Source organism: Tenacibaculum aestuarii (genome assembly GCF_964510395.1).
Classification (GTDB): Bacteria; Bacteroidota; Bacteroidia; order Flavobacteriales; family Flavobacteriaceae; genus Polaribacter; species Polaribacter aestuarii.
In genome coordinates this window covers 576,395-598,339 of the sequence record NZ_CAZEFY010000003.1, presented here as the reverse complement: position 1 = coordinate 598,339, position 21,945 = coordinate 576,395, and the positions used below count along the sequence as shown (strand labels likewise).

The 21,945-nt window shown below is 30.3% G+C and carries 22 protein-coding genes; 8 read left to right on the top strand and 14 right to left on the bottom strand.

The genetic code is table 11. The features are described 5' to 3' along the window. Nucleotides 1-40 precede the first annotated feature (40 nt). From ACKTSU_RS08925 to ACKTSU_RS08905, 5 genes are all read left to right on the top strand, one after another. Nucleotides 41-2,470 (top strand): hypothetical protein, encoded by a 2,430-nt coding sequence (locus tag ACKTSU_RS08925; RefSeq protein ID WP_408036032.1) that lies wholly within the window; start codon nucleotides 41-43, stop codon nucleotides 2,468-2,470. Between the two features lie 56 nt (nucleotides 2,471-2,526). After that, nucleotides 2,527-4,047 (top strand): helicase HerA-like domain-containing protein, encoded by a 1,521-nt coding sequence (locus ACKTSU_RS08920; protein WP_408036031.1) that lies wholly within the window; start codon nucleotides 2,527-2,529, stop codon nucleotides 4,045-4,047. Nucleotides 4,048-4,096: 49 nt separating this feature from the next. Next, nucleotides 4,097-4,657: a hypothetical protein gene (locus tag ACKTSU_RS08915; RefSeq protein ID WP_408036030.1), complete on the top strand. Its 561-nt coding sequence runs from the start codon at nucleotides 4,097-4,099 to the stop codon at nucleotides 4,655-4,657. Between the two features lie 65 nt (nucleotides 4,658-4,722). After that, on the top strand, nucleotides 4,723-5,280 hold the full coding sequence (locus tag ACKTSU_RS08910; protein WP_408036029.1) for a hypothetical protein: 558 nt from the start codon (nucleotides 4,723-4,725) through the stop codon (nucleotides 5,278-5,280). Then, nucleotides 5,273-5,641: a cupin domain-containing protein gene (locus ACKTSU_RS08905; protein ID WP_408036027.1), complete on the top strand. Its 369-nt coding sequence runs from the start codon at nucleotides 5,273-5,275 to the stop codon at nucleotides 5,639-5,641. The genes ACKTSU_RS08910 and ACKTSU_RS08905 overlap by 8 nt, the downstream gene beginning before the upstream one ends. Here the strand turns inward: ACKTSU_RS08905 and ACKTSU_RS08900 are convergent. Together ACKTSU_RS08900 and ACKTSU_RS08895 are read right to left on the bottom strand one after the other, a co-directional pair. After that, nucleotides 5,609-6,298 carry a ZIP family metal transporter gene (locus tag ACKTSU_RS08900; protein WP_408036026.1) on the bottom strand — a complete coding sequence of 230 codons (690 nt, stop codon included), beginning with the start codon at nucleotides 6,296-6,298 and terminating at the stop codon, nucleotides 5,609-5,611. The genes ACKTSU_RS08905 and ACKTSU_RS08900 overlap by 33 nt on opposite strands. Beyond that, a complete protein-coding gene (locus ACKTSU_RS08895) occupies nucleotides 6,295-7,023 on the bottom strand; it encodes a class I SAM-dependent methyltransferase (protein ID WP_408036025.1) in 729 nt (242 codons plus the stop codon). The genes ACKTSU_RS08900 and ACKTSU_RS08895 overlap by 4 nt, the downstream gene beginning before the upstream one ends. Before the next feature lie 112 nt (nucleotides 7,024-7,135). Between ACKTSU_RS08895 and ACKTSU_RS08890 the strand changes: the two genes are divergently transcribed. Further along, nucleotides 7,136-8,317, top strand: coding sequence for a THUMP domain-containing class I SAM-dependent RNA methyltransferase (locus ACKTSU_RS08890; RefSeq protein ID WP_408036024.1), 1,182 nt, complete (start codon nucleotides 7,136-7,138; stop codon nucleotides 8,315-8,317). A 31-nt stretch (nucleotides 8,318-8,348) separates the two neighbouring features. Here ACKTSU_RS08890 and ACKTSU_RS08885 read toward each other — a convergent pair whose 3' ends face one another. The 12 genes from ACKTSU_RS08885 to ACKTSU_RS08830 form a co-directional block, all read right to left on the bottom strand. Continuing rightward, nucleotides 8,349-9,650, bottom strand: coding sequence for a serine hydrolase (locus tag ACKTSU_RS08885; protein ID WP_408036023.1), 1,302 nt, complete (start codon nucleotides 9,648-9,650; stop codon nucleotides 8,349-8,351). A gap of 10 nt (nucleotides 9,651-9,660) precedes the next feature. Next, nucleotides 9,661-11,088 carry a serine hydrolase gene (locus tag ACKTSU_RS08880; RefSeq protein WP_408036022.1) on the bottom strand — a complete coding sequence of 476 codons (1,428 nt, stop codon included), beginning with the start codon at nucleotides 11,086-11,088 and terminating at the stop codon, nucleotides 9,661-9,663. Between the two features lie 45 nt (nucleotides 11,089-11,133). Beyond that, entirely contained in the window at nucleotides 11,134-12,576 is a 1,443-nt protein-coding gene (locus ACKTSU_RS08875) for a serine hydrolase (RefSeq protein WP_408036021.1), read from the bottom strand. A gap of 1 nt (nucleotide 12,577) precedes the next feature. Next, entirely contained in the window at nucleotides 12,578-13,012 is a 435-nt protein-coding gene (locus tag ACKTSU_RS08870) for a MarR family winged helix-turn-helix transcriptional regulator (protein WP_408036020.1), read from the bottom strand. Nucleotides 13,013-13,136: 124 nt separating this feature from the next. Further along, nucleotides 13,137-13,682, bottom strand: coding sequence for a cupin domain-containing protein (locus ACKTSU_RS08865; protein ID WP_408036019.1), 546 nt, complete (start codon nucleotides 13,680-13,682; stop codon nucleotides 13,137-13,139). A 79-nt stretch (nucleotides 13,683-13,761) separates the two neighbouring features. After that, nucleotides 13,762-14,568: a helix-turn-helix domain-containing protein gene (locus tag ACKTSU_RS08860; protein WP_408036018.1), complete on the bottom strand. Its 807-nt coding sequence runs from the start codon at nucleotides 14,566-14,568 to the stop codon at nucleotides 13,762-13,764. Between the two features lie 163 nt (nucleotides 14,569-14,731). Further along, nucleotides 14,732-15,004, bottom strand: a complete 273-nt coding sequence (locus ACKTSU_RS08855; RefSeq protein ID WP_408036017.1) for a DUF4242 domain-containing protein — start codon at nucleotides 15,002-15,004, stop codon at nucleotides 14,732-14,734. 210 nt (nucleotides 15,005-15,214) lie between these two features. After that, nucleotides 15,215-15,985, bottom strand: a complete 771-nt coding sequence (locus ACKTSU_RS08850; RefSeq protein WP_408036016.1) for a pentapeptide repeat-containing protein — start codon at nucleotides 15,983-15,985, stop codon at nucleotides 15,215-15,217. A gap of 121 nt (nucleotides 15,986-16,106) precedes the next feature. Then, the gene (locus ACKTSU_RS08845) at nucleotides 16,107-16,379 is read right to left on the bottom strand and encodes an HU family DNA-binding protein (RefSeq protein WP_299002958.1); all 273 of its coding nucleotides are present in this window, start codon (nucleotides 16,377-16,379) and stop codon (nucleotides 16,107-16,109) included. 187 nt (nucleotides 16,380-16,566) lie between these two features. Further along, entirely contained in the window at nucleotides 16,567-17,511 is a 945-nt protein-coding gene (gene fmt, locus ACKTSU_RS08840; protein ID WP_408036015.1) for a methionyl-tRNA formyltransferase, read from the bottom strand. Next, nucleotides 17,512-19,398 carry a RecQ family ATP-dependent DNA helicase gene (locus ACKTSU_RS08835; protein ID WP_408036013.1) on the bottom strand — a complete coding sequence of 629 codons (1,887 nt, stop codon included), beginning with the start codon at nucleotides 19,396-19,398 and terminating at the stop codon, nucleotides 17,512-17,514. Beyond that, nucleotides 19,391-19,933 carry an ATP-binding protein gene (locus tag ACKTSU_RS08830; RefSeq protein WP_299002966.1) on the bottom strand — a complete coding sequence of 181 codons (543 nt, stop codon included), beginning with the start codon at nucleotides 19,931-19,933 and terminating at the stop codon, nucleotides 19,391-19,393. The genes ACKTSU_RS08835 and ACKTSU_RS08830 overlap by 8 nt, the downstream gene beginning before the upstream one ends. 116 nt (nucleotides 19,934-20,049) lie before the next feature. Between ACKTSU_RS08830 and ACKTSU_RS08825 the strand changes: the two genes are divergently transcribed. Both ACKTSU_RS08825 and ACKTSU_RS08820 read left to right on the top strand, forming a co-directional pair. After that, nucleotides 20,050-20,331, top strand: coding sequence for a DUF493 family protein (locus tag ACKTSU_RS08825; RefSeq protein ID WP_133534358.1), 282 nt, complete (start codon nucleotides 20,050-20,052; stop codon nucleotides 20,329-20,331). 9 nt (nucleotides 20,332-20,340) lie between these two features. Continuing rightward, complete coding sequence (locus ACKTSU_RS08820) at nucleotides 20,341-21,939, top strand: peptidylprolyl isomerase (RefSeq protein ID WP_408036012.1); 1,599 nt, start codon at nucleotides 20,341-20,343, stop codon at nucleotides 21,937-21,939. Nucleotides 21,940-21,945: the final 6 nt, after the last annotated feature.

Below are 21,945 nucleotides of genomic sequence, written 5' to 3'. Positions count from 1 at the left end.
ACAATACAGTATATTTATCGTAATTATTCTAAAAAATGCTATGAAAAAAATATTCTTATTACTTCTTTTATGTTCTCTAAGTTATGTTAGTCTAAGCCAAGAAAAAAATGAAAAAGAACTTATTCAGTTTTTTTTAGAGAATAATGATTATTTACATAGTCAATTAAAAGAAAAATTCTTTTTGCATACTAATAAGACAACTTATTTTTCAGGAGAAAAAGTATGGTTTAAGGGATATATAGTTAAAGATATTGATAACAAACCTTATAACACTACTACAAATTTATACGTTAATTTATTGTCATCTACAGGTAATCAAATTAAAAGTAATTTGTTTTTTGTGGAAAGAGGTAAGGTTTATGGAGAAATAAAACTTCCAGAGAATATAAAAAGTGGAGAATATTTTATAGAAATTAATACATTATGGAATACAAATTTTGAGCAGACAGGAAGTTTAACAAAAATTTCAGTTGTAAACTTAAAGGATCAGAATTATGTAAAAAAAGTTGAAAAGGAAGTAAAAGAAGAATTAAATATTCAATTTTTTCCTGAAGGAGGAAATTTACTTAAGAACACTCATAATATTGTTTATTTTAAAATAAAATTAGGTAATGAGCCAGTAAAAACTAAATTATATGTCTTCGATAACGAAATAGGAGAAAATATAGGAGAGTTTCAAAGTGATTCTTTTGGTTTAGGTAAATTAAAACTTTATGTAGGAAGCAATCAAAATAAATCTATTAAACTTAATTATAGAGAAAAAGAATATAGGTTTAATTTACCTGAAGCAAAGGATTATGGCTTTACTATAGAAAAAGAAGAAGATAAAATAAGTAATGGTTTTGTAGTTTTAAGGGTGAAGACAAATAGTAATACTTTGAAAAGAGATAAAGGACAAATATTTTATGCAGTTTTACAGCGTAATGGTTTTGTCATATCTGTGATTCCTATAAAATTAGAAGAAAAGTATGAAAGCTATAAAATAAAGTACGGTAAAGAAGTTTTATTTGATGGCGTAAACACTGTAACGTTATTTGATAGTAAAAATAGAACTATAGCTGAGCAAACTTTTTTTTATGAAAAAGAAAAAAAAATAAAAGTAAGTGCTTCGGTAATAAAAGAGACAGTAGATTCTATATATTTAGGGCTGAAATTACTAAATTTTTACAAAAAAGTGAATACAAGTGCGTCTATTTTATCAAGTGAGACAAGAGTTAATGAAAATAATCAGAATATACTTACAGATTTTTTGGTTTCTCCTTATATAAAATATGTTGGAGCTGATATAAATAACGTTTTTAATAAAGATTATTCTAATGAAGATGTTAATAGAATAATAAAAACAATACCTCTTCGAAAAAGTAAAGCACTTAGTTTATCAAAAAAGAAATCTTTTGAACAAGGAATAAATATAAAAGGAAATATTAATATCGTTTTATCGAATAATGAAAATTATAGTGTGTTATTGTCTTCAGAGGAAAATTCACTTATTTTAACTGAAGAAGTGGGAAAGGACGGTAATTTTTCTTTTAAAAACTTATATTTAATACACCCTTCAAAATATGAATTATCTTTATTAGATAGTAAAGGAAAAATAATTCCTTGTACATTTAATATTCATAAAGAACAAGGTTATATCAATTCAAAAATAGAAGTAAGAGAGAAAAATAAAAAGGTAGTTTTTAAAACTACCAAAAAGGCAGAAGTTAATAGTACTGTTAAAGAACATTTTTTAGTTAAAAGAGATGATTTTACAGAACTTGAAGAAGTAGTTGTTAAAGGAAAAAGAATCAAAAGTGGAGAGGCAGAAGTCAGAGCTGAAAATAAATTCATTGGAGGAGATTTTGTAAGGACAGTAAAGATAGAAAACGAAAGACTAACACCATTTAACTCTATTGCTGATATAGTAAATACTTTGTCAGGAGTAACTTATGTTAAAAGAAGTAATCAAGTTGTTTTTCATGGTAGAGGACCAAATACTATTTTAGGAAGTATAAAAGCTTTGGTCATTATTGATGGGATAGTTATTACTGATCATTCAGTTTTGGAAGATCTTAATGCTTCATCATTAGATGGAAGAATTAAGGTAAATAAAGCTGGAGCAGGTTTTGGTTCTAGAGGGGCTAATGGAGTTTTAATAATTAAAACTAAAGAGAATAAGAATAAAGAGAAAACAAAAGTTGAGTTAGGTGCTAAAAGAGACGTAAAATATTACGACACTGATTTCGGATATACAACACCAACAAAAGTTTATGAAAAAGAACTAATTAGTTACATGAGTGCTAGTTCAGAAAGGTTCTATGGAACTATAGATTGGATTCCGAATTTAGATTTAAATCCAAATACCTTAAATATATTAAAAATAGAGAAAACGAGTAATAATTCTATAAAACTAATTATTAACGGCTTTAGCGAAGATGGAAGATTAGTTTCTGAAGTTTTTGATATTATACTTCCAAAGTTGAAATAACCTAAATGATTTTTGTTACTTTTACGTGTTTTTATCACAAAAAAGTTCAAAAAAGAATGAGTAAAACCGAAGAGTTTTTCAATTACATCAACAAAGGATATACCACTAAAGGAGAGTTTATTACGTTAGGGGCAGGAATGTTAGGTGAAGAAACCGTAACCAATGCCTTGGTAAATATTCCTTTAAAAACGTTAAATCGTCACGGATTAATAGCAGGTGCAACAGGAACAGGAAAGACAAAAACCTTACAAGTATTGGCAGAAAATATGTCAGAAAAAGGAATTCCTGTATTGTTGATGGATGTGAAAGGAGATTTGAGTGGATTAGCACAACCGAGTCCGGGGCATGCAAAGATTGATGAACGTCATGAAAAAATCGGGATACCATTTACAGCAACAAAATTTCCAATAGAAATTTTATCTATTTCTGAACAAGATGGTGTGCGTTTACGTGCTACGGTTTCTGAGTTCGGACCTGTGTTACTATCTCGAATTTTAGATTTAACTGAAACACAATCTGGTATTGTAGCCATCATTTTTAAATACTGTGACGACCATCAGTTACCGTTGTTAGATTTAAAAGATTTCAAGAAAATCCTTCAATATATAAGCAATGAAGGAAAAGAGGAAATTCAAGGAGAATACGGACGAATTTCTACGGCAAGTACAGGAGCAATTCTTAGAAAAATAGTAGAGATAGAGCAACAAGGAGGAGACTTATTCTTTGGAGAAAAATCGTTTGATGTTGATGATTTAACTCGTATTGATGAAAACGGACGAGGTGTTATTTCTGTGCTACGTTTAACAGATATTCAAGATCGACCAAAGTTGTTTTCAACCTTTATGTTACAGTTGTTAGCAGAGGTGTACGAAACTTTTCCTGAGCAAGGAGATAGTGGTCGACCTGAACTAGTTATTTTTATAGACGAAGCTCATTTAGTGTTTGATGAAGCCTCAAAAGCACTTTTAAGCCAGATAGAAAGTATTGTAAAGTTAATTCGTTCAAAAGGAATCGGATTGTACTTTGTAACGCAAAATCCGAAGGATGTTCCAGAAGATGTGTTAGCACAATTAGGAATGAAAATTCAACATGCTTTACGTGCATTTACGGCAAAAGATAGAAAAGCAATTAAATTGGCTGCTGAAAACTATCCTGATTCTGAATACTATGATACTAAAGAAGTATTAACGCAGTTAGGTATAGGGGAAGCATTGGTTTCAGTATTGAATGAAAAAGGAATTCCAACTCCGTTAGCAAGAACCATGTTACGTGCTCCGATGAGTAGAATGGATGTGTTAACAGAAAAGGAAATTAAGCAAGTATTAGACAATTCTAGATTAATTCCTAAGTACAATGACACGATTGATAGAGAAAGTGCTTATGAAATACTAAATAAGAAAATTGAAAAGATAAATAAAGAAGAGGAAGAAGTAGCAAAAAGAGAAGAGGAGGAGAAAGTAATAAAAAGAACCTCTTCAACCCGAACTAGCACGCGTATGAATCCGGTGGTAAAGGTGTTAACCAGTGCTACATTTATAAGAGCTGCTTTTGGAATTTTAAAAAAGGTTCTAAAATAACAAATAGAAAAAATAGACGTTTTAAATATTATATTATAAAAGAAGAACAATGAGAACATTAATGAAACCTTTAGTAGTTGCTGTAATGGCAGTAGTATTTGTACAATGCGGTAATAGTAAGTTTGATATTGCTAAAGGAAAAGTAGGGGAATTAACTACAAAAACAACTGTGAAAGAAATCGAAGGTATTTTCAAGCAAGATTCAATAGTAAAAGTTTTGAGTGAAGGAGCTAAAGGAGATAATCTTTTTCAAGAAGATGATAAATATTTAGTGTACGAAAAAGGAGGAAAGCATTTGTTAACGATTACTCCTAAAGAGCAGTTAGACTCTACTTCAACAATTAAGAGCATCGAAATTTTTGATGAGCGTTTTAAAACAAAATCAGGAGTAAATATTAAATCTACTTTCCAAGACATTAACGCAAATACAAAAGTAAATAAAGTAGAATCGTCTTTTTCATCAGCAACGCTATTTATAGATGATTTAAACGCGACAATTACAATTGATAACGAAGACTTAGGATTAAAAGAGTTTAGTACTCAAAAAGTAACTAAAGAGCAAATTCCTGATTTAGCAAAAATTAAATCGTTTACTATTTGGTTTAACTAAAATGTACGAAGCCGAAACAACTGTTTCGGCTTTTTAATTAATAATAGCTATGTAAATTTTAAAAGATGGAAGTAATAAAAATAGTGTTTTTTGTATTGGGTGTTTTTTTTGGTGAAGACAGTAGAATAGGAGCAGAGAAAGCAACAGTAACAGTAAATTCAAAAGAAAAAGAGGTAGTAATTGTTCAAGAAGGGGTGTTTGCACTTATAAAGAATAAACAAGACAGCATACAAGTTAATTCGGAACTAGAGAAAATCATTGCTAGAAATTGGAGAAAAGAAATTAAGAGTTATCCGTCAAAGTCATGTACTTTTCATACTACTGAAGAGGGGAATTTAAACGCAACAATCATTTTAAATTATTCATCAGTAAAAGACTTAAAAGATTTTGCTCTAGAATTTAATGAAGAAACCAATGAGTTTTCGTTAATAAACATTCCTAATTGGAATATTGAAACAAAGCAAGGTGAGTTAAATGGCAACTATTGGAAGTTTAAAGGAAACAACGAGTTTACTTTTATTGTTACACCTTTTAAAAACATGCCCGAACAGCTTATAAGTGCTAAAAGAAATTTTAGACCAATTTTGGAAGCTAAGACTTCAAAAATAAAACAAGATGAGTAAAAAATATATCATTCAAAAAAGCCCGTTTGTAGTACCAACTACTGATGGAAAGTTAATTGAAGAACATTTTGGAAATGCTACTGACGGAAATCCAAAAATTAGTATTGCACACATGATAGCGCCTCCAGGTTGGAGCGAACCTTTTCAAACGCCAGAATTTGAAGAATTCACGTATATTATTAAAGGAAAAAAACAATTCAATATTGATGGAGAAATTGTTGTGCTAGAAGCAGGACAATCTATCAAAATTGAAAAGAATGTGCGTGTACAGTATTCTAATCCTTTTACAGAACCTTGTGAGTATTTAGCCGTTTGTTTACCAGCTTTCTCAATGGGGTTGGTGCATCGTGAAGATAGTTAACAATACTCCTAAAATAATAGCCACAAACTTTTTGTAGTTGAATTTGTGGTTTTCAGTACTTTCAAAAAGGATAATAGTTGAAATATGTAAAAACACCCCGATAATTAACGCAGTAATTTCAGTGTTATACTCCATAATTACAGGTACTTTATCAGCCACTAAAATTCCCAGCGGACTCATCAACGCAAATACCGTTAAAAAGAAAAAGATTGTTTTTTTCGAATAGTTAGCGTGTAATAAAAAGGTGGTTAATACAATAGCAATTGGAATTTTATGTACAATGATTGCCCACAATAAGTTATCATCAGCATGATGAATTGGTAGCCCTTCAGAAAACGCATGAATACATAAGCTTACAAATAACATCCAAGGAAATTCAGAAGAATCTGAATGTAAATGAATATGTCCATGTTCAGCACCTTTAGAAAATGATTCTAATATCGATTGTACAATGATTCCTACAAGAATCAAAATACCCACTAATTTAGTGTTGTCGGTATGATGGTATACTTCTGGTAATAAATGTAAAATAGTAACAGAAAGAAGGTAAACACCACTAAAAGCTAATAACAAACGAACGAGGTTATTGCTTGGTTTTATCATAAAAACTAATAAAACACCTAATAAAACAGCTGAAATTAATAAGAAGTAACTCATTTAGCAACGATAATTAAACGATCAGAAGATTGTGAATTGAATTTATTCAGGCTATAGTCGCCAAAAATATGTATTATTTGCAAATTCACTTTATCAAAGTACGATTGCAATTTTTCTAAGGTTAAAAACTTTACGCGTTCGGTATACAAATGTGATTTTTCTTCCGCAGTAAAAGAAATATGTTTTAAGATAAATCCGTCTTTGATTTCTTTTTGAATGTGGAATTCAATACCGTCAATAGTTTTTACTTCCTCTTTTACCAAGGTATTTTTTACCTTTTCAACATTTAAAAAATCTAATACAAAAACACCGTCTTCTTTTAATCCGTTTTTAATACTTCTTAAAACAGCAATGTCTTCATTGTCATCTTCAAAATAACCAAAACTAGTAAATAGATTAAATACGGCGTCGTATTTATTCTCTATTGGTTTTCGCATATCCCAAACTTCAAAATGAAGCGTATCATTTTCAAATTGTTTGGCATGTTCAATACTCTTTTCACTCAAATCACCACCAACAACATCATAACCTAATGAGTTTAAATAAACTGCATGTCGCCCTTTACCACAAGGTAAATCAGCGATCTTACTCGATTTTGGTAATTGTAAAAAAGAAGTAATGTTTCGCATAAAAAACTGAGCGTCGGCATCGTTTCTATGCTTGTATAAAATATGATAGTATGGTGTGTTAAACCAAGAAGTAAACCAATCTGTTGTTGTATTCATAACTCTAAGGTCTGCAAAAATACATAAAACTTACGTTTTTTGTATTCAAAGTAGAAAAGATTGATAACAACCCAAAATTAGCTGTACTTTTGCAGTGAAATTTTACAGTTACATGGAAAAAGATTTTAAAATGACCGCCGTTACCATGGCAGGTTTAGAAGGGGTTTTAGCAGACGAATTACGTCAGTTAGGAGCAATGGAAGTGAAAGAAGGGATAAGAAGTGTTGCTTTTAGAGGTGATAAGGGCTTTATGTATAAAGCCAACATTGCGTTGCGTACTGCTATTCGCATCTTAAAACCAATTAAACGTAGTAAAATTTATGATGAAGAAGATTTATATGAAGCTATTCAACGTGTAAAATGGGAACGTTTTTTAGATGTTGACGGAACATTTGCTATCGGAGCGGTAGTAAATTCGAATAATTTCACTTCTAATTCACATTATATCAGTTTAAAATCGAAGGATGCCATTGCTGATTATTTTATGCATAAGTATAAAAAGCGTCCAAATGTAGATTTAAAATATCCTGATGTTAAGATTCATATACATATTCATAAAGAATGGTTGACTATTTCGTTAGATTCTTCGGGTGAATCGTTACACAAACGTGGATACCGTAGTGCTACGAATATTGCACCGATTAATGAGGTACTAGCAGCAGGGTTAATTTTACTTTCAGGATATAAAGGAGAAGAAAATTTTATCGACCCGATGTGTGGTTCTGGTACTATTTTGATTGAAGCAGCAATGATTGCTAATCAAATTCCAGCAAACATTAACCGTAAACATTTTGCTTTTGAAAACTGGAACGATTATGATGAAGATTTATATTTCATTATTCAAGATTCATTATTGAAGAAAATACGAAGCTCACACTTTAAAATTATGGGCTTCGATAAAGCTCCATCTGCAGTTAGAAAGGCTCAACAAAACATTATCAATGCAAATTTAGATGAGTTTATAGGTGTGCATCATGTGAATTTCTTTAATTCTAAAAAAGAGGTTTTTGGTAAAACAACAATTTTATTCAATCCACCTTACGGAGAACGTTTAAATATTGATGTAGAAGAATTTTATAGAAAAATAGGAGACACTTTAAAGAATAACTATCCGAATTCAACAGCGTGGTTAATTACGTCGGATATTCAAGCATTAAAGTTTGTGGGATTACGAACGTCGAAAAGAATTCCGCTTAAAAATGCCGATTTAGATTGTCGTTTTGTAAAGTATGAACTGTATGAAGGTAGTAAGAAAGAAAAAAAGAATTCTTCATTTAACGATGAGGAAGAATAAAAATAAAACTCCGCTGAAAAGCGGAGTTTTTTTATGAGTTGGTTTTCTTTTTAATTTCTGGAACTCCAGCTTTTCTTGTTATAACTTGAGTAACTTTTCCTTTTTTGTTTTTAATAAATTCAACTGTTCTATCATTATCATCAGAACGAAAAAACTTCACATCCGATTCTGGTAATAATTCATAATCATTATAGTATAACTTTCCATTCTTTTTAAGAATAGTAATATTCTCATATTTTCCAACATACTCATCATATATTGTAGTATCTATTTTTACTTGTTGATGTTTGTACGGAAGTTCAACAGGTTTGTTAAAACAAATTGCAGCAAGTGCGTAGGCAATTAAATAAGAGGGAGATTGATTGTTGGATAAAACGGTAATAAAAATATCATCATCAGTATATTTATTAAAAGAAGTCATAGCTCCATAAAAACCTCCATCATGAGCAATTAATTCATGATTTTGATTGTAAAAAGGATTGATCATTAAGCCAAACCCAAAATCTTGGTTATTGTATGATGTAAACATTTTCTTTTTAGAAGCTTCATTTAGTAAAATAGTACTGTCAAACAATGCTTTATTCCAGAGATATAAATCTTCTACAGTAGAATAAATTCCATCATGTCCAATATTGAAATTCCAGTTTATGTAAGGATTCTTTATAATTTTACCATCCTTTTTATAATAGCTTTTAGCAGATTTTACAACTATTGAATCATTAGTACTTACTCCCGTATTGCACATTTTAGCTTTATCAAACAAATTTGTTTTGAGATAAGTTGCATATGACTTATTGGAAACTTTTTCAATAATTCGCGCAAGTAAGTAATATCCAATATTACTATATGATGTGTTGGAATTAGGATTAAATAAAAGTGGTTTTTGCATAATATAGTTTGCAACTGAGTCTTTATTTAAAGAAGTTTTAGCAAGATATAATTCATCATAATCCATTTGAAAACCAGCGTTATGAGTCAACATCATTTTAATTGTGATTTGGTCTCCTTTTGGAAAGTTCGGATAAAACGTATTAAGTTTATCGTTAAGCGATATTTTTCCTTTTTCGATTAACTGCATTATGGCAACAGCTGTAAACTGTTTAGAAACGGAAGCTAAACTAAATTTAGTGTCTATTGTATTTGGAGTGTTCCATTCATAATCGGCTAAACCGTATGCTTTTTTTAGTAAGATACTATCATGTTTTGTAACTAACACTGTCCCTGAAAAATTATTGATGCTTGCTTGAGCATCCATATAACTTTCTAATGTTGACTTTTGTTGAGGAAAAGCCAACGTTGTGATTAGTATAAGAATAAGTGTGAAATATTTCATTTAATTATAATTAAACAGACCTTAATTTTTTTAGTTTTTCCACCGCATTTGTATTTTCAGGATTCAGGTCTAAACTTTTTTGATAATTTTCAATAGCTTTTTTCTTTTGTCCATCTTTCAGATACGCTTCTCCTAAAGAGTCGTAAGCATCATATGATTCGGGAAAGTATAGTACTTCAAGAGTAAATAAGTCAATAGCTTTTTTATAAAAACCTCTTTTTATCATTTCATAACCTTTAGCATTTAAGTTTATTTCAGAAAGCTTAAAGCTTGAGTTTTTAATTACTGTTTTTGCTTGTTGAATCCCTTGATCTAAACAAGTTTTAGCTACTTCTTTAGTAAAAAAGTAATTATCTAGCTTAGGTGTGGTACCCGAAATAGTTTTCTCTATAAAAAAACGAGCGTCAAAAAAACCTTGATCTAAATCTTTGTTAGTTAAAAGTATAACGGTGCAATTTTGCTTTTCAAAAATCCTCCATTCTGCACCAGTACCATAATGTCCACCACTATGTCCATAAATTCCAGAGCCTTTAGCACCCGCAAACTGCATTCCATATCCATACCAATCGCTTTTAGGTTCTTTTTTCATCATATCAGTATACTTAGCATTTAGTAGTTGATTATTTTTAAATGCTTTAGAAAATTGATACAAATCATCTACGTTAGAGTAACCACCACCAGCAGGACTTCCTTTTACAGAGCCCATAAAAATGGTTTTCTGTAATTGATTAGGAAAAAGATCTGATAATGTATAGTTTTCAGCTGCGTTTTCAATAGTGAGATCAATGTCATAATTACCAGTATTTTGCATGTTAGCTATTGAAAAAATATGCTTTTCAATATATTTTTCATAAGGCATTTTTGTAATAGCTTCTATAATTCTACCTAGAACAATATAATTGGTGTTTCTATAAGCAAATTGTTGATTTGGTTTAAACTCTAAAGGTTCATTTTCGTATAAGTTTGTTAGACTTTCCATAGTTCTAAATTGCTCTTTAGAGGTATTTAAGAACTTTTCTGAATGAAAGTAGTTAGGTAGCCCACTCCTATGTTTTAGCAATAATTCTATGGTTACGGAGTCTCTTGCTGCCTTATTTGCATAATTTGGAAGGTATTTTCCAATGTTATCTTGTAACGTTAGTTTTCCTTTTTGTATTAATTGAAGTATGGCAACTGCAGTGAATGATTTACCAATAGAAGCATACGAAAACTTAGTCTCAGTATTGTTTTTTACTTTGTGCCCTAGATGTGCATACCCGTATGCCTTTTTGAATAAAATACTATCATTTTTAGCTATTAGAACAGTACCGCTAAATCCATCTAATGAATCTAAATAGTTAGTTATTTGGGTTATTTTTTGGTCTTTAATAGGTGTGTTTTTTTTCTTTGTGCAAGAAATAGCGATTATAAGTACTAGTAGATAGATTAATTTCTTCATTTTTAAAAATTACAATTTTTAGTTATTTTTTAAGGTAAACAGTTTTTAATTCGAGTTATTTATGGATAATAATTCGTTTAATTTTTCTTTACCATTTGTGTTCTCAGGATTTATTTCTAAGCTTTTTTGATAATTTTTGATAGCATTTTTTATTTGCCCGTCTTTCATATAAGCTTCTCCTAAAGAGTCAAAAGCGTCATATGATTTTGGAAAGAATAGTACTTCTAGAGTAAAAAGATCAATTGCTTTTTTATAAAAGCCTCTTTTAATCATTTCATAACCTTCAGTATTTAACTCAATTTCAGAAAGTTTAAATTTTGAGTTATTAATCATAACTTTTGTTTCTTCAAATCCACTATTTAAGTAGGTTTTAATCACGTTTTTGGTGAAAAAATAATTATCGAGTTTAGGTGTAGATCCTGCAATAGTTTTTTCTATAAAATAGCGAGCATCTAAAAAGCCTTTGTTGGCATCTTTATTTGTAAGAATTATAACAGTATATCCTTCTTGTTTATAAATTCGCCATTCATTACCAACACCGTAGTGCCCTCCAGTATGACCATATATAGTGCCTCTTTCTGGATTTGAAAATTGCATTCCATAACCATAATGGCTGTTTTTGTTTAAAGGTGTGGTATAAAGGTTTGTGTATTTTTTATTTAGAAGTTCATGATTTTTTATGGCTTGTGAAAATTTATAGAGATCATCTAATGTTGTATAACCACCCCCGTGAGCACCACCTCTTACAGGGTAAGTGTGAAAGTTTATTTTTAGTTTATTTGGATAAATATCAGAAACGGTATAACCTTCAGCAGCACTTTCAATAGGATGGTCTAAGTCATAATTACCAGTGTTTTTCATTGAAGCTTTAGAATAGATATTATTTTCTAAATAAGTATTGTATTCTTTACCAGATACAGCTTCAATAATTCTACCTAGTATAACGTAATTGGTGTTACGATATGAAAATGTTTCACCAGGTTTAGATTCCATAGGTTCATTTTCATAAAGTGAACTAAAGTCTTTTGAAAATCTATATAAATCTTTTGATCCTTCAATAAAAGACTTCCTAACAAAAAAATAAGGTAGTCCACTTGTGTGGGTTAATAGATGTGCTATAGTAACTGAATCTCTAACAGTTTTATTCGGGTAGTTTGGAAGATAGTCACCTATTTTGTCTGTTAGTTTTAATTTGTTTTGTTGTATTAGTTGTAAGGTAGCTACAGCTGTAAAAGATTTTCCAATTGAACCTTGATTAAATTTTGTGTCTGTTCTATTTTTAATTTTATGACCTATGTGAGCGAAACCATATGCTTTTTTGAATAGAATACTATCATTTTTAGCAACTAAAACGGCTCCACTAAATCCATCTAAAGAGTCTAAATAATTTGCAATTTGAGTGATTTTTGGATCTTTTAAAGTAGTAGTTTGCTTTTTAGAACATGAGATAGTAATTAAAAGAGCTAGGAAATAGGTTAACTTTTTCATTTTAAGAATTACAATTTTCAGTTATTTTTTTTAAGGTTTTATAGAGTTGTTCTAGCTCATCAATAGAAATGGTATTTAAGGCAGTTTCTCTATTTTTTTGTATTACAGGCTTTAGTTTCTTGATGATTTCTTTTCCTTTCTCTGTAATTTCTAATTTAGCTTTTCGTTTGTCATTATTGTCTGTAGATTTTACCAAATAATCTTTCGTTATCATCAATTTTACAATTCGTGTCATTGAAGCGTAGTCTTTAAAAACTAAATCGGCAATTTCGGTTTGAGACTTATCATTATTTTCAAGTAATAATAAAATTAAGCCCTGATCCACAGTAATATCAGGTACAACTTCTGATATATTATGTTGACTTAATTTGCGGTATGCTTTTATAGCTTCCTCTATAGAGTATAGTACTGTAGTGGTTGGTGTATTAAAATTCATTTTATTTGATATATCAAGCAAATATATAATTTTATTTGACATATCAAATAAAACTTTTTAAAAAGAAAAACCTTACATGTATTTATGTAAGGCTGTAGTAATTAGTTTTAGTTGTTGTTATGGATTACACAAATCGAATTCCGTGTTTACCACAAATTTCTGTTACTTTTTTAAAATCAGGAGGACCTGCAGGAAGCTTTGCTAACTCTCTAAACATATGTTCTATACCAGCAGGAAATGCTGAGGTTATCATTTTAGCTTTTTCTGTTCCAATTACTTTCCAAGAATGTGGAATGTTTTTTGGAGCAAAGGCAATATCGCCTTCTTTTAAAATGGTAGTTTTTCCGTCAACCATAATAGCTACCTCACCTTTTATAACTCTAAATATTTCATCTTCTTTGGTATGAATATGAGGTGGAATTCCAACACCCGGTTCAACATTATCTACCCATTCTACAATTTGGTTTCCTGTATCGCTACCTACCAATTTATGAGTTTGTATGTCGCCAATAACATTTAAAATATCACCTTCAGAATCTTTAATAATTTTAGAATTAGTATCATTTGAAGAATGCTTTTTTGAAATAGAAGTTTGCCCCTGAAGTATTCCCGGAAATAGAGCAAATGCTAGTCCTATTCCAGAAGTTTTAATAAAATTCTTTCTGTCCATGATTTAGTTTTTCTGCAATTTATGTCACAAATTGTAGGTTAACAATGCGAAAATCACGGTAATTACTTAGGTTTTACGCTTAGTTAGCTTTTCTTAAGAGAGAGGGACTCATTCCTGTATGCGTTTTAAAGAAGTAACTAAAATAATCAGGAGAGGAAAAACCTAATTCAAAACTAATTTCTTTTACAGATTTGTTTGAAAATTTTAAAGCATATCTAGACCTCATTAAAAGTTGTTCGATAATAATACTTTTTGGCTTTACACTTAAAACTTCTTGTACACATTCGTTTAAGTACTTTGGAGAAATATTTAAAAGACTAGCATAATCTGTCACTTCATGATGTTGAAAGATGTATTTGTCTACTAGTTTTTTAAAATTGTAAACAATATTAGTTTTAGCGTTGTTATTTGAAGCAATAGACTTGATGTTACATTGTCCGTCACAATACACAAAAAAAGTGTTTAAAAGCGATAAAATAGCGTCGTCTTTGTGGTTAAGGTGTGATCCTAAAAGTTCGTCAATCATTTCCAGGATAGCTTGTGTTCTTTTTTCAATACCAGGACTAAGTTTAAATAGCGGAATTTCGCCAGAATTAAATAACCTAACTTTATTAATATGGAGATTGCTCAGCATAGGATTGTTTAATATTTCATTTGAAAGAAATAAAACATAACCAGAATTACTTGTATGATTATTATTAGATATTTTCCATTGGTATTTAGGATCGAGAAAAAAAATTGAATTGGAAACATTTTGATATAAAGAGTGATTTATTTCAATGCTTTTTACTTCTTCTTTAATCCAACAAACAGCAAAATACTCATCGTTATATTTAGCAGTGGTTTCATTACTAATTTGTACAATTTTTACAGCATTTGGTTTCATTTAATAAGAATCTCTAATCGTTATTTAATATCTATATTGTTGATAACTAATATAGTGTATTTTAAAATTTAAACAAAAAGAACGTTTATTAACAAGAAAAGCCTTATAAATAATAAGGCTTTTGTTAATTGTTTAATTAAAGAAAGTAGAAGGGTTGTTTCAGTTATTCTGCAGTGATAGGATCAATAATCGTTGCAACTTTACTGATTTTTGTCAAAGGAAAACCACCTTTTTCAGCATGCTCACGGATTTTTGATTCATTAGGAGCATTATAGATACAATATATTTTATTACCTGTAACATAACTATGTACCCACTGAATTTTTGGTCCTAATTCTTCTAAAACATTACAAGAGGTTTGTGAGATTTCTTTTAATTGCTCAGGCGCTAAGTCGCCAGCTCCTTCGAGCTCTCGCTCAATAACATACTTTGGCATAATTTAAAGATTTAGTTCCTACTCGTTTGGTTTTTCGGATTTACCCCGTTTTTAAATGGTTTCTGGACTCCATTAGTAGTTGTTTTTTTTGAGGGTAAGAAGTTGTATACTAAGTTACTACAATTAGTAAAGAAAGACAACCTAAATTTTTAAAAAGCAAAAACTCGTAATAAAATTACGAGTTTTTGCTTTAAATGAAAGTTTTTTAAATTATTTTTTCAGTAAGTATTTGTTAAAACTTTTACCATTTATTTTAGTGTATTTTGAATCAATATCAAAGGCGACTTCCATACCTGTTATATCAAATTCGCCTGATACTTTGGTGTATTTTATGTTTAAGTCTTCTTCAAACTTTACATTTCTAAATGATACCCCGTCTTTAAAATCAGTGTATTTAAAAATAGCACTTTCGTTAAATATTGAGTTTTCAAAACTTACAAAACGCTTAAAGTTTGCATATTTAAAAGTAGATGGTTCTTCAAATAAGGTGTTTTTAAAAGAAATGTCTCTATTAAACTTAGCATATTTAAAAGTTGAGTCTCCTTTAAACTTAGAGCCAGAAAAGTCTGTGTTTTTCTCAAAGTCAGAATATTTAAACATTGCTTTTTGTTCAAAGGTGCAATCCTTAAAAATTACGAAGTCTTCAAAATTAGCAACAAAAGTATATCCGCTTTTTTCATCAGGAATATAGGCTAACACATCATCTTCAAAAACACAGTTTATAAATGAAACTTTATTGGTAATTTGTTTTTCAATAGTGTTAGATCCGCCATTGTTCCACCAATTTTTTCTGGTAGGAAGTTTAGGAAGTGCTTCTTCCATAAAAGTAAAATCTAGTGTCCCTTTAATTGTAGTATTTGAAATGGTTACAGCTTCACCGTTTTTAACATCTTTTATAATATCAGATGCATCTATAGTTTTTTGAGCAAAAGTAGTTGAGAAACAAAATAGCAGTACGATAAGAGTGGCTATATTTTTCATTGTATAATTGTTTTAAGTTCTATTTTAAAGACAATAGCTGTATGTTTTTTGTGACACTAGAGATAAAAAAAACAGCATTTAGTTGCCTAAATGCTGTTGTGATATGTCTTGAGGGAGGATATTAGTTTACAGAATCACTTAAACCAGCACCTGCTTTAAATTTAACTACGTTTTTAGCAGCAATTTTGATTTCTTTTCCAGTTTGAGGGTTTCTACCAGTTCTAGCAGCTCTCTCAGAAACAGACCAAGTTCCCCATCCAACTAAAGCAACTTTACCACCTTTTTTTAAAGTATTAGTTACGTTAGCAGTTAAAGAATCTAATGCAGCTTTAGCAGCAGCTTTTGAAATTCCTGCATCAGCAGCCATCGCATCGATTAAATCTGATTTGTTCATAATTTTAATAGATTTTAAAAATTAATTAATATTTTTTTGCTTCAATAGCTCAACAAATATAGACGGAATGCGGGATTGTGCAAGATTTGGCCTAAAAAAAACACTCTTTTGTTAATAAGTTACTTCGAATTGTTAATAACCCTGATTGTTTTTTTGTTAAAAACGCTAAAACCTTATAAATAAAGGGCTACAGCATTTTAGCCCCTTTTTCAAATTGATAGCCGTTTAATAAACTCTGAGCATCCATTAATTTTTTACCTGAAATTTTAATTTGATGAATATTTAAGTAACCATCTGTAACCGCTACTTTTAACTCTTTTTTTGAGGTGATAATTGTTCCGTTTTCTAAAGAGTGTGAAGTGTTTTCTTTTGAAACCCCATAAATTTTAGCTGAAACTTCCTCTTCACCATTTATAATGGTTGTCCAAGCGGCAGGATATGGGTTTAATCCACGGATATGGTTGTATATATCTTGTAATGGCTTAGACCAATCAATTTTGCAGTTGTCTGGAAATAGCTTAGGAGCTAATTTTTCTTCTAATTCTGGTTGCTTGGTAGTTGTTACGTCACCTTTTGCAATTAAATCAACTGTCTCAGCAACTAAGTTGGCCCCTAAATGCATAAGCCTGTCATGCAATTCACCTACAACTTCATCTTCTTTAATATCAACTTCACTTTGTAAGATGATTTCACCTGTATCAATCTTATCATCAATAAAGAACGTAGTAACGCCCGTTTTGGTTTCACCATTAATAATTGCCCAGTTAATAGGTGCTGCTCCACGATATTCTGGTAATAAAGAAGCGTGTAAATTAAACGTACCATATTCTGGCATTGCCCAAACTGATTTTGGTAACATTCTAAAAGCAACTACTATTTGTAAGTTGGCGTTCCATTTTTTTAATTCTTCTTGAAATTCTTCACTTTTTAAATTTGTTGGTTGAAGAATAGGCAAGTTTTGAGATAGCGCATATTTTTTAACTGCAGATTGATTTAGTTTACGACCTCTTCCTGCAGGTTTGTCTGCCGCGGTAATAACTCCCACAACATTATAATCATTCTCTACTAAGTGTTGTAAAATAGTAGCAGCAAAATCTGGGGTTCCCATAAAAACTATGCGTAAATCTCTCATTTATATCAAATAATATTTATTGTTATTCGTGTGTATTTTTTCTTCAGCAAGTAGCTCACGCAAAAGTATTAAAATGTTCGCTTTTTTTTCATTTAGAAGTGAGCAGATTTCAATAACTGTATAGCTTTCTCCATCTTTAAATAGCGATAATACATCTTGCTGATTTACATTAGTTCTTGTTTTCTTCTGTAAACAAACATCACAAATTCCACAGTTTTGAGCATCCTGTTCATTAAAGTAGGAGAGAAGTTGTATACTCCTGCAAACTGTATCGTTTTGAATAAACTGAAGTAAATCGTTGTTTTTTTGTTCTTTCTGCTTAATGTATTGCTGAATATTTACTGAAATTCGGTTAATGGTTTTGTCATCTTCTCTAGGGTGTAAAAAGAACAATTCAGCATTGTTGGTTGATTTTGTATAGGTAATCAATTCTTCTTGAGCCAGTTTTTCTAACATACTAATAACAGACCAAGAAGTTGAACCTAGTTTTTTAGCGATATAGAATTCATCAATTTTTACAGGGTTTTCAAAAATTCCACCATACAAACGTAAAATTTGCTGGATAAAGTTTTTAAGCTGCGTGTTTTGATGTGTTTGAGAAATGACTTGTTTACTCGTAGCTAAAAACTGAATGGTAGATTTTTGTTGAAAATTATGATTGAGTTCAATAATTCCATTATTAATGAGTATTTGAAGCGCATTAAAGGTTTTATTGGGAATAAAACTGTATTTACTACAAAAATCTAAAAAGTTGAAGTCAAAAGCAGATTCGATTAATTCTCCCTTGGCAATCTGAAAATGTTGATATAACTTTTGATGAACAATTTTTATTTCATCAATAGTAGGAAGCGATTTTTTAAGTAATTCACTACTTAGCGAAATGTCGCTGTTATTTGTTAATACTACAGAAAAAGCTTTGTTTCCATCACGACCGCCACGACCTGCTTCTTGAATGTAATTTTCGATAGAAGAAGGTAAATTGATATGTACAACTACTCGAACATTTGGTTTGTCAATTCCCATTCCAAAAGCATTGGTAGCAACGATTACGGGAGTTTTTTCTGTCATCCAATTATCAAAAGCAAGTTTTTTTTCTACAGAAGATAATCCACCATGATAAAACGAACTTTTAAACCCTTGAGCATTTAGGTAACTACTAATCTCTTTTGTTTTGCTACGTGTATTTACATATACAATTGCAGGAGCTTTTGTTTTGGTGAAAATTTGATTTAGCTTACCAAGTTTGTCTTCTGTCTTATAAATTTGATATGCTAAATTCTTACGATAAAATGATTGTTTGAACACAGTTGGGCTTTCCAACTCAAGTGAACTAGCAATATCTGAAATTACTTTTTGTGTAGCAGTAGCGGTTAAGGCAATTATAGGGGCAGAAGGTTGTAATTCTTTTAAAATTGTAATATTCTGATACGACGGACGAAAATCATGTCCCCATTCAGAAATACAATGTGCCTCATCAATAGCAATCAAATTAACATCTAATTGCTTAATTTTCTCTTGAATAAAACGAGATTGTAATCGTTCAGGCGAAAGGTATAAAAACTTAGTTTTTCCAAATCGGATGTTGTCAAAAAGCGTAATGATTTCATCTTGGGTACTTCCAGAAGGAATTAAAGTAGCTTTAATACCTCTTTCAGTAAGATTAGCAATTTGGTCTTGCATTAAAGCAATTAAAGGAGAAATGACAATGCAAATGCCTTCTTTTGCTAAAGCAGGTACTTGAAAACAAATAGATTTACCACCACCAGTAGGAAGTAGAGCAACTACGTTGTTTCCTGCTAATACTTTTGTAATTATTTTTTGTTGAGGTTCTCTAAACGAGTTGAATCCCCAGTAGTGTTTTAGTATTTGAAGTGCTGTATCATACATCGTGTTTTAACGTATGTAAAATAAAATCGCAACGCTCATGTACCGTTCCAAAAGGAACATCAATTATATGATAGCCTATTTCTTCGTAAGCTTCTTTTAAAAAAGTGTCAATTTTTACTGACTGTTCAAACGTTTCATAACGCTCGTTGTCAGATTTATAAATGTCTTCCCAAGGAGCACACATAAATACTTTAGTGTATAAGTATTTATTGCTTTTTTCTATAAAAATATCAGGAAAGTCAGAACCCAAATAATTCATATACGCATGTACATCAGGAATTCCTCTATCAAAAAAGATAATTTCAGCATCACTTTGGTGTGCATCTATATATTGTTGTTCTCGTCCTTCTAATAAAAGTTGACTAAATAGTAAAGGTTGCTCTAAAAAAAGTTGGTCTATTCCATCTTTTTGAGCTTTTAGGGTAACCTCTCTTGAAATCTCTGGCATACATTCATATCCACGCTTAATAAATTCTCTTAAAATAGAGGATTTACCCGTACCAGGACCACCTATTAAAACTATTTTTTGTTGCATGGGGCAAAAATAAAAGTTTCAAGTTATAAATATAATAAATAGTGTAATTTTGTGCTTCATCATCATGAATTCTATATTTTTTGATGATTTTTAATAAAAACAGTAATAATTGAGTTATGCAAGATAGAGAGGCTTTTTACGCAAAATTAAAATCACAGTTAGAAGATACTACAACTTTTCCAGCTAAATACTTATACAAGTTTATTGTTCCTACGGATGGAAATCAAGTACAAGAAGTACAAGATTTATTCAATGAAGGTGGAGCGGTTATTGATACCAAAAAATCTAAAACAGGTAAGTATGTAAGTGTTTCAATACACTTAACGGTTAAAAGTTCTGACGAAGTTATTTCTTATTACAAAAAAGCAGAGGCTATAAAAGGGATTATTTCTTTGTAAATTTATGGCATGAAAAATCTACTTTTCATACTAGCTGTTTCATGTACGATTCTTCCAACTTTTTCACAAAGAGATCAGGAATTGTTTCGGATTAATGATACTCCTGTATTAGTTTCGGAGTTTAAGCAAGTGTATGAAAAGAATTTACCTTTAGTAGAAGACGGAAAAGATAATGGTCTTGATGATTATTTAGAGCTTTTTATTAACTATAAATTGAAAGTAAAAGAAGCCTATAATTTACGCTTAGATACTGTAAAAAGTTATCAAGAAGAGTTGGAAATATATAAGAATCAACTCATTATTCCATATTTATACGATAAAGAGACGCTTAATGAATTGGTAAAGGAAGCCTATGAACGTACCAAAACAGAAATTAAGGCGAGTCATATTTTAGTGAAATATCCGAGTAATGGAATAGCTGTTGATACTTCGTTTTTAAAAAGCAAAATTGACAGATATAGAAGCAGAATAATACAAGGAGAAGATTTTGCTAAAGTTGCAAGAGAAGTGTCTGAGGATCAGTCTGCTAAAATTAATGGAGGAAATTTAGGGTACTTTTCTGCTTTTCAAATGATATATCCTTTTGAAAATGTAGCTTACAAAACAAGAATAGGAGAAATTTCAGAGCCTTTTCAAACCAAATTCGGACTCCACATCATAAAAGTAACAGGAAGTAGATTATCTAAAGGAGAATTTGATGTAGCCCATATTTTAGTAACGAATTCAGCAAAAGGTAAGTCTAAAATAGAAGAGATCTATCAGCTTTTAGAATCAGGAGCTTCTTTTGAAAAGTTAGCAAACGAACATTCAGATGATTTAGGCTCTGCAAATAATGGAGGAAAGTTACCAAGGTTTGGAACTGGAGAAATGGTAGAGAAATTTGAGAATGAGGTATTAAAACTTGAAAAAATAGGAGATTATAGTAAACCTTTTAGAACAAAATACGGTTGGCATATAGTTAAGCTATTAAAGAATTACCCTATAGCTTCTTTTGAAGAAATGAAAGAGGAGCTAACAACAAAAATAAAAAACTCAAGTAGGGCAAAAGCTTTAAGTATTGGAAGCATAGAAAAGATAAAAAAGAACTACAAAGTAAAAGAATATCCTCAAGCACTTAATATTCTTAAAGAAGCTATAAAAGTAGAAAAGAATGGAAAGCTAGATAAGAGAGTACTTTCTATCAACGGAAAAGAATGGTTGCAAAAAGATTTAGTTATGTTTGCTACCTCTAAAAACCAGCAAGTAGATCAAAAGCTGTTTAAAGAGTTTGTAAATAACAAAGTGATAAACTATTTCAAAGAAGATTTAGCGAATAAGAATTCTGAATATAAAAATATTCTACAAGAATATAAAGAAGGATTGCTATTGTTTGATTTAATGGAAGCTAAAATTTGGAACAAGGCTTCAACTGATGAGGTAGGATTGAATCAGTTTTATTCAACTCATAAAAACAAATATGGCAAAGAACTTGATGAAATTAGAGGGCAGGTGATGAGCGATTATCAAGATGAATTAGAAAAAGAGTGGATTAAAGATTTAAGAGAAAAGAATACTATCAAAGTAAAAGAAAAGGTTTTAAGAAAATTAAAGAAAACGTATAACCAATAGTATAAA

Excerpts from the sequence above, each read along its gene's own strand:
- ACKTSU_RS08845 (WP_299002958.1), bottom strand. The coding sequence starts at position 16,379 with ATGAACAAATCAGATTTAATCGATGCGATGGCTGCTGATGCAGGAATT.
- ACKTSU_RS08870 (WP_408036020.1), bottom strand. The coding sequence starts at position 13,012 with ATGAATTTTAATACACCAACCACTACAGTACTATACTCTATAGAGGAA.
- ACKTSU_RS08865 (WP_408036019.1), bottom strand. The coding sequence starts at position 13,682 with ATGGACAGAAAGAATTTTATTAAAACTTCTGGAATAGGACTAGCATTT.
- ACKTSU_RS08885 (WP_408036023.1), bottom strand. The coding sequence starts at position 9,650 with ATGAAATATTTCACACTTATTCTTATACTAATCACAACGTTGGCTTTT.
- fmt (WP_408036015.1), bottom strand. The coding sequence starts at position 17,511 with ATGAGAGATTTACGCATAGTTTTTATGGGAACCCCAGATTTTGCTGCT.
- ACKTSU_RS08850 (WP_408036016.1), bottom strand. The coding sequence starts at position 15,985 with ATGAAAAATATAGCCACTCTTATCGTACTGCTATTTTGTTTCTCAACT.
- ACKTSU_RS08925 (WP_408036032.1), top strand. The coding sequence starts at position 41 with ATGAAAAAAATATTCTTATTACTTCTTTTATGTTCTCTAAGTTATGTT.
- ACKTSU_RS08855 (WP_408036017.1), bottom strand. The coding sequence starts at position 15,004 with ATGCCAAAGTATGTTATTGAGCGAGAGCTCGAAGGAGCTGGCGACTTA.
- ACKTSU_RS08920 (WP_408036031.1), top strand. The coding sequence starts at position 2,527 with ATGAGTAAAACCGAAGAGTTTTTCAATTACATCAACAAAGGATATACC.
- ACKTSU_RS08825 (WP_133534358.1), top strand. The coding sequence starts at position 20,050 with ATGCAAGATAGAGAGGCTTTTTACGCAAAATTAAAATCACAGTTAGAA.
- ACKTSU_RS08905 (WP_408036027.1), top strand. The coding sequence starts at position 5,273 with ATGAGTAAAAAATATATCATTCAAAAAAGCCCGTTTGTAGTACCAACT.
- ACKTSU_RS08900 (WP_408036026.1), bottom strand. The coding sequence starts at position 6,298 with ATGAGTTACTTCTTATTAATTTCAGCTGTTTTATTAGGTGTTTTATTA.
- ACKTSU_RS08860 (WP_408036018.1), bottom strand. The coding sequence starts at position 14,568 with ATGAAACCAAATGCTGTAAAAATTGTACAAATTAGTAATGAAACCACT.
- ACKTSU_RS08890 (WP_408036024.1), top strand. The coding sequence starts at position 7,136 with ATGGAAAAAGATTTTAAAATGACCGCCGTTACCATGGCAGGTTTAGAA.
- ACKTSU_RS08820 (WP_408036012.1), top strand. The coding sequence starts at position 20,341 with ATGAAAAATCTACTTTTCATACTAGCTGTTTCATGTACGATTCTTCCA.
- ACKTSU_RS08895 (WP_408036025.1), bottom strand. The coding sequence starts at position 7,023 with ATGAATACAACAACAGATTGGTTTACTTCTTGGTTTAACACACCATAC.
- ACKTSU_RS08875 (WP_408036021.1), bottom strand. The coding sequence starts at position 12,576 with ATGAAAAAGTTAACCTATTTCCTAGCTCTTTTAATTACTATCTCATGT.
- ACKTSU_RS08835 (WP_408036013.1), bottom strand. The coding sequence starts at position 19,398 with ATGTATGATACAGCACTTCAAATACTAAAACACTACTGGGGATTCAAC.
- ACKTSU_RS08910 (WP_408036029.1), top strand. The coding sequence starts at position 4,723 with ATGGAAGTAATAAAAATAGTGTTTTTTGTATTGGGTGTTTTTTTTGGT.
- ACKTSU_RS08830 (WP_299002966.1), bottom strand. The coding sequence starts at position 19,933 with ATGCAACAAAAAATAGTTTTAATAGGTGGTCCTGGTACGGGTAAATCC.
- ACKTSU_RS08880 (WP_408036022.1), bottom strand. The coding sequence starts at position 11,088 with ATGAAGAAATTAATCTATCTACTAGTACTTATAATCGCTATTTCTTGC.
- ACKTSU_RS08915 (WP_408036030.1), top strand. The coding sequence starts at position 4,097 with ATGAGAACATTAATGAAACCTTTAGTAGTTGCTGTAATGGCAGTAGTA.